Here is a 6,565-nt window from a genome sequence, read left to right on the forward strand (position 1 = left end):
GAAAAAATGTCAACTCATGTAGAAAAAACAGGTAATAGTTTAATACAGATAAATCCCAGCAAAGCGCCTATCCCTTTCATAATAATAGGACTAATTTTGCTTGCTATAGGTGGTTATGCTACTTTGCAAGTGCTATTTAAAGGTCATGAAGCAGTTTATGGCGTTACAAGGGAAGTTCCTTGGGGACTATTGATATCCACTTATGCATATTTTGTAATTACTTCTACTGGATTAGCGTTTATCGGTGGTCTTGGTCATGCCTTTGGTTTTGAGAAATATTCTAAAGTAAGTAAGAGAATTGTAGTAATGGCGTTTGTGATTCTCCTTGCAGGTTTTACACAAATTGGAATGGAGATAGGTCACCCGATAAGACTTATGATTTATATGATTCTCTCTCCAAACTTAAGTGCACCAATTGTTTGGATGGGTGTATTTTATGGTATAGAGCTTGTAATTCTTGCAATTGAACTTTATCTTGTATTCAAGCCAAATCAAACCGCTAAAGACCATGAAACAGCAAAAGTGGTTGGATTTTTTGCACTTTTAGTTGGTGTGCTTGCTACAAGTAACCTTGGTTATGTTTTTGGTTCATTAAATGCAAGACCATTCTATCATGGAGTTTATTTTTCAACTTTCCTTGTAATTTCAGGAATTACTGCTGGTGCAGCACTTTTAATGGTTATCCATAATATTATATATGGTTGGAATGTACCTGAAAAATTAAATGGTACAATGAATGCTCTTGGTAAAATTATGGGTATGGGAATCGCATTAATGGCATTCTTATATCTTTGGAAGATTTTATCTTCAATTTATACTCAGCCAGGTGATGCATATTTGTCAGCTATGGCACTTATCAAAGGGCCACTGAGTAAAAACTTCTGGGTTGGAGAGCTTGGTCTTGCTGTAATTGTACCATTTTTAATAATTGTGTTTACTAAGGCAAAAAATACTAAAGCACTTGGCGTGGCCGGCATAGTTTATATGATAGGTTTATTTTTTACAAGGTATGACTTTGTGGTAGCAGGTCAATTGCCACCAATGAGAAAAGCTCTTGAAGGTTCAGGTGTTGAGGCTGTAAACGGACTCGTTCAGTATTCTCCGTCAGCCGGTGAGTGGATGATTTTTGCACTTGGTTGGGGATTGTTCTTATTCCTTTATTTTATGGCAGAAAAATTTCTGAATTTGGACACTGAAGATCATCACTAAAAGGAGTTTTCATGGCTAGGACTGACAAATTAAGAGTGGTAAGGTCAACACCGACTCAGTCGGAATTTAAACCGAGCGGAATACCTTCTGCAAGGCTAAAAAAGATTGGCTTGACCTTAGATGAATATGAGGCCATCAGACTGGCTGATTTTGAAGGGTTCAGCCATGAAGATGCTGCAAGATTGATGAATATTTCAAGGCCTACTTTCTCAAGAGTTGTTGAAAAGGCAAGAAGAAAACTTTCTGAATTTATAGTGGAAGGGAAAAAACTCGTTATTGAAGGCGGAAATGTTGAAATTATTAAAGAAAAAGAAGAGGGCGACGAATAGTCGCCTTCTTCTTTACTCATTTAGGTTTAAAAACTTTTCTGCTGCAAGATATAAGAAACAGCAGAAAGATATTGCTCCTATTACTATTGCAATTTCAGTGAAAGATGGAGTGTATGTAACAAAACCACTTGCTGTTGCACCTTGGACGCCTGCTCCGGGTGTAGCAGCTCTCATTGGGTAGAGCTGTCCAGCAATTACAAGGTCATATCTCATGAAAAAGATACCAATCACTGCTGATAAAGCTGCTACAAGTGATGCTTTTATGTTGTTTCCTTTTGTGAATAGGATAATTCCAAAAGGTATTAAGAGTCCGAATACAGTCTCAAACAGCCAGAAATTTGTAGATAACTGACCAGTTAATAACTGCATTACGGTTTCATATTTTTCAGGTGGAGCACCGTAAATTGAGCTTATTAACTTCCAAATATCAAAGAATATCAATATTCCAATAAGAAGTCCGAATATTTTTGAGATACCAAGAAGTGCCTGCTGCTCTTTTACAGGCATATTAGCTGGCCCTTTGTGAGCTACATTAAGGATAATAATAATCAGGGCGCATCCTGATATAAGTGCTGACAGGATAAAGTATATAGGTAAATATGGGCCATGCCAGAAAGGCCTTGCCTCAAGAAGGCCAAATACCGCACCGAGGTTTGAGTGTGCTGAAATACCAGCTAAAAATCCACCAAGACCTGCATAAAAGGCACCCTTGTGGTTGTGTTTCATGAGAAAGAAAAATTCTATCCCAATAAACACAAGATATACACCATAAAGCGTACCCATCCACCAGATTGTTGAATGAAAGTTAGGTGAAATTACGTTGTAAATCAGCATCCTGAATGGGTGACCAAGCTCCATTCCGATTACGCCAAAACCGCAAAGAAGCGTGAAAATAGCAAGAATGATTGCCCTTTTACCAATAACTTCGTATTTTTCAATACCAAATACGTGCCCCATTGATGATATAAGGCAGAGTCCTGTACTTGATACAACAAAAAATACATATGTTGATATGAGAATTCCCCATGGTACAGTTCTGGTAACTCCAAGAGTACTAGCATGTCCATTAATAATTATATTACCTACACCATAAATTCCCAACGCAGACAAGACTAAAAATAAGCCAAGCCAGATATTGGAAATCCCTTTATTCCCTTCAAAAATATTAGTTCCAATAGCTTCAGTACGGGTAGTCATATTATCCTCCCTATCTTATGTAGTAAAGCTTAGGCTTTGTGCCTTTTTCAGGCTTTAATGTAAATGTTTCATGCTCAACTAAAAGTTTTGACACTTCACTGTTAGGGTCGTTTAAATCTCCAAAGACCCTTACTTTTGGCGGACAAGTTTCCACACAAGCAGGCTCTCTCCCTTCAGGCAACCTGTGATAGCAGAAGGTACATTTATCAATGGCATGCACATTACTACTTTCATATCTTGCATCGTATGGACAGGCAGTCATACAGTATTTGCAAAGGATACATTTGTCGTGGTCAACAAGTACTACACCATCCTCTGTTTGATAAGAAGCTTTAGTCGGACAAACGTGAACACATGGAGGATTTTCGCACTGCTGGCACTGGGAGGGCTGAAAGCTTCTTTTTATGTTAGGGAAGTGTCCTCTAACAGGTTTTTCAGCTACCCAAATTCTGTAATTATATAGCCCAGTAGGGACATTATTTTCCATTTTACAGGCCAAGGTACAAGCCTTACAGTCTATACACTTTGAATCGTCAAGGACGATTGCGTACTTTTTCTTACTCATTGTGCACCCCTATTAAACTTTTTGAATATCTACAAATGTTTCATGTAAGCATGCGTTACCTGAAATAGTTTCGACATAGTCGTATAAAATTGCAGCTTCAGAAGCGCCTTTATTGTATACCAGACTCAATCCTTTAGAAAGTCTACCGAAGCCGTGTACATAGTAAACTATGTCAGGTCTGATAAATTCAGTAGGCATCACCTTTACTATCTGCTCACCTGCCTTGCTTACGACTTTTACTTTATCTCCTGCTCTAAGTCCTCTTTCTAAAGCAACTTTTGAGTTTATCCAAAGAGCGTTTTCATAATCACCATAAGATTCGAGAAGGTATATGTTGTTTTGAGTAGATGCATGAGTGAATTGACCATGGCGACCAACTACAAATCTAAATTGACCAGGTTTTCCTTGAGATGGCTTTCTGTAAACAGGCAGCGGGTCAAGCCCCCTTTCTGCGTACTTGACGTTGTAAAGCTCTATCTTTCCTGTCCTTGTTTTAAGTCTTGTACCTTCTTTTAAAAGATTTCCATACACAGGTTTGTCATTAAGATAAAATACACCTTTTTCCATCAGCATCTTGAATGCGCCAGGATATCCTGACAAAGATTCTTCCACGAGGTGCTCCATAGGCACATCAACTGCTTTGATATACTTTTTGAGATATTCTCTATCCTCTTCTGTTGAATCTTCCCAAAATTCAGGCATGTCATAAAACTTTTTAGCCAAATCTACAGTAATCTGGTGCATAGATTTTGTATCAAAAAGTGGGTCAATTACAGGTTGTCTTGTAACCACTATAGGTACGATACCACCAAGACTTTCAGCAGGGTCCCATCTTTCAAGATATGTTGACTCAGGCAACACAACATCTGAATAGAATGCAGTATCACTCATTGTAACATCTATTGTGCAGACAAAGTCCATCTGTTTTAAAAACTCTACAGTTTTCTTTCTATTTGGCACAGATTCAACAGGATTCTGCTTGTAAATAAACATCCCTTTAAGTGGATAAGGATTTCCTGCAAGGGCAGCATCCCTGTAAACTATCCAGCTACCATCTTTTTCAGAAATGTATGCACAACTATCAGTTGGAAGACCTGCAGATGCTTTGAATTCTTCAGGCAATTTTTCATCCAAGAAAGGTAGTGCACCAGCGTCTAATCTTTTCTTAGTAAAATCATAAAGTGGGAATTCAAAGTCGTGTTTCTTGAGCTTTATTCCCCTCTTTGGTACAAGTCCCCCTTTTCTATCGAAGGCACCAACTATTGCATTTAATATTGCGCAAGCTCTTCTGTAGTATACGTCATTTGCGTAAAATGAGCTTCTACGACCAGGATACCAGACTGATTGGGGAGCATTTTTTGCAAATTCTCTTGCAAGCCAGTAAATTTCACTTGCAGGAATTTCACACTCTTTTTCAGCCCATTCAGCTGTGTATTGCTTAACGTGTTCAGCAAGCTCAGCAAAACCGTGAGTATATTTTTCAACAAATTCTTTGTCGTAAAGATTTTCAGAAATGATTATGTTGATCATTGTAAGGACTAATGCCAAATCAGTTCCGGGTTTTATAGGATACCATTTGTCAGCAATAGCAGATGTTTTTGTAGCTCTTGGATCGATACATACTAAAGTCTGTTTTTTGTGGTTTTTGGCCATATCGATAGTGTCAGGAGTTATGATAGCTTCTGCTCTGTTTGAACCAGCCATAACTACAAAGTCAGCATTTAATATGTCTGCGTCTGGGTATGTGCCATATACTGAAGAATATCCTTGAATATTAGAAGCAAGACAGAGGGTAGGGTGTCTTACTGTATTTGTTGAACCGACTATGTTTGCAAGATGGATAAAAAACTCTTCCTGAAAACCTTCAGTTGATGCAAAACCAATTGCAGAACGGTTTTCATACTTTTTAATTACTTTTAACACGTTTTCGGCAATGTAATTATAAGCTTCTTCCCAACTTACCTCTTTAAACTTGCCCTCACCTCTTTCACCTACTCTTATTAGAGGTTTTTTTAATCTGTCCGGGTCATAAGGAACTTTTGCCCCTGCATTTCCCCTTGCGCAAAGCATAGCCCTGCTTTTAAAGAAATGCGGATTTGGGTTAAGTTTTCTGATTACACCATTGTTTACTTCTGCCACAAGACCACACTTGTTAACGCAGATAGCACATGAGCTGTAGACAAACTTTCTACCTTTAGAGTTTGTTGTTGCTGAGTGCGTGCCACTTGAAGCAACTGCTTTAAGGGAAGATAAACTTGAAGCAGCTGTTGCTGTAGCCAAAGCAGCACCACTTAAAGTAAGAAACTTTCTCCTACTTAGCTTGGCTTTTGATAAAGACATTGTTGCCTCCCTGTTTTTATTGATAAAAACTTAATTAGCTATGGTTTGAAATAAAACTTATGACAATAACTGTCAATACTTTTTTTTGTTTATTCTTCAAGACTTTATGGCAAATGCTCAAAATTTTCCCAAAAAAAGAGTGTTCGAGTATTATTTGATTTTTATGAGCAAAAGATTAAAATTTTGAGTACAGTTGTGAACTAATGATTAGGTGATGATATTAAATAAAAGGTGTTTGTACTTTTAGAGGGCATTCACACCCTTGTCCGCATCTTTTTCTTTTGATAATATCCTTTGAACCGCATGCCGGGCAGTATAGGTTATCCGGTATAAAGCCCGAGTTGTCTTCCCATTCGTGACCGCAGTTAATGCACTTTAACTCCCTGCTATGGAAGTCGATATATTCATCACACCCGATTTTAATTATTTTTCCGTTTATAAGTGCATCTGTTACTATTTTTCTGGCTTGCTCAATTATCCTGCCAAATGTCTGTCTTGATACTTTCATAGATTCGGCAGCATCCTCCTGGCTTAGACATTCAAGGTCAGCAAGCCTCATTGCTTCAAGCTGGTCTATAGTCATTTCTATGGTATCTACTTCAGTGCATTCATTGCAAATAGGACCAAATTTAAAGAACCTTGGTCTATGTTTTACAAGTCTTCTTTTAGGTGGTCTTGACATAAATGCTCTCCTATAATGAACTCCTATAATGAACTATCGTTTGAATAGCAATTTTTTAGTCATATGTCAATAATAAAATCATACAAAAATAATAGGCATATGCTAAATATCGAAAAATTCTAATATATTGAATTTAGAATTTAAATAAGAGCATATGATTAAAAGGTAAAAATTTTTTTTAATTTGAGTTTTTGCAGTCTCCCCGTTTTTTTTAATGGAATTATGTAATTGATTGGTTTTATG

The 6,565-nt window shown here is 37.4% G+C and carries 6 protein-coding genes; 2 read left to right on the plus strand and 4 right to left on the minus strand.

Translation table 11 applies throughout. The annotated features are described in order from the left end of the window. Together nrfD (LF845_RS11415) and LF845_RS11420 are read left to right on the plus strand one after the other, a co-directional pair. A partial coding sequence (nrfD, locus tag LF845_RS11415) for an NrfD/PsrC family molybdoenzyme membrane anchor subunit (protein WP_423220585.1) occupies positions 1 to 1,209 on the plus strand: 1,209 nt, incomplete at its 5' end. A gap of 11 nt (positions 1,210 to 1,220) precedes the next feature. Further along, entirely contained in the window at positions 1,221 to 1,538 is a 318-nt protein-coding gene (locus LF845_RS11420) for a DUF134 domain-containing protein (RefSeq protein WP_242821144.1), read from the plus strand. A gap of 12 nt (positions 1,539 to 1,550) precedes the next feature. Here the strand turns inward: LF845_RS11420 and nrfD (LF845_RS11425) are convergent, their stop codons facing one another. The 4 genes from nrfD (LF845_RS11425) to LF845_RS11440 all read right to left on the minus strand — a co-directional run bounded on the left by nrfD (LF845_RS11425) (position 1,551) and on the right by LF845_RS11440 (position 6,322). Beyond that, on the minus strand, positions 1,551 to 2,735 hold the full coding sequence (gene nrfD / locus LF845_RS11425; RefSeq protein WP_242821145.1) for an NrfD/PsrC family molybdoenzyme membrane anchor subunit: 1,185 nt from the start codon (positions 2,733 to 2,735) through the stop codon (positions 1,551 to 1,553). Between the two features lie 10 nt (positions 2,736 to 2,745). Further along, positions 2,746 to 3,300, minus strand: coding sequence for a 4Fe-4S dicluster domain-containing protein (locus tag LF845_RS11430; RefSeq protein WP_242821146.1), 555 nt, complete (start codon positions 3,298 to 3,300; stop codon positions 2,746 to 2,748). A 12-nt stretch (positions 3,301 to 3,312) separates the two neighbouring features. Continuing rightward, entirely contained in the window at positions 3,313 to 5,640 is a 2,328-nt protein-coding gene (locus LF845_RS11435; RefSeq protein ID WP_242821147.1) for a molybdopterin-containing oxidoreductase family protein, read from the minus strand. 220 nt (positions 5,641 to 5,860) lie between these two features. Beyond that, entirely contained in the window at positions 5,861 to 6,322 is a 462-nt protein-coding gene (locus tag LF845_RS11440) for a DUF134 domain-containing protein (RefSeq protein ID WP_242821148.1), read from the minus strand. Positions 6,323 to 6,565 lie beyond the last annotated feature (243 nt).

This window comes from Deferrivibrio essentukiensis (genome assembly GCF_020480685.1).
GTDB lineage: Bacteria > Chrysiogenota > Deferribacteres > Deferribacterales > Deferrivibrionaceae > Deferrivibrio > Deferrivibrio essentukiensis.

Coding starts and splice junctions, on each gene's coding strand:
- nrfD (WP_242821145.1), bottom strand. CDS start 2,735: ATGACTACCCGTACTGAAGCTATTGGAACTAATATTTTTGAAGGGAAT.
- LF845_RS11435 (WP_242821147.1), bottom strand. CDS start 5,640: ATGTCTTTATCAAAAGCCAAGCTAAGTAGGAGAAAGTTTCTTACTTTA.
- LF845_RS11440 (WP_242821148.1), bottom strand. CDS start 6,322: ATGTCAAGACCACCTAAAAGAAGACTTGTAAAACATAGACCAAGGTTC.
- LF845_RS11430 (WP_242821146.1), bottom strand. CDS start 3,300: ATGAGTAAGAAAAAGTACGCAATCGTCCTTGACGATTCAAAGTGTATA.
- LF845_RS11420 (WP_242821144.1), top strand. CDS start 1,221: ATGGCTAGGACTGACAAATTAAGAGTGGTAAGGTCAACACCGACTCAG.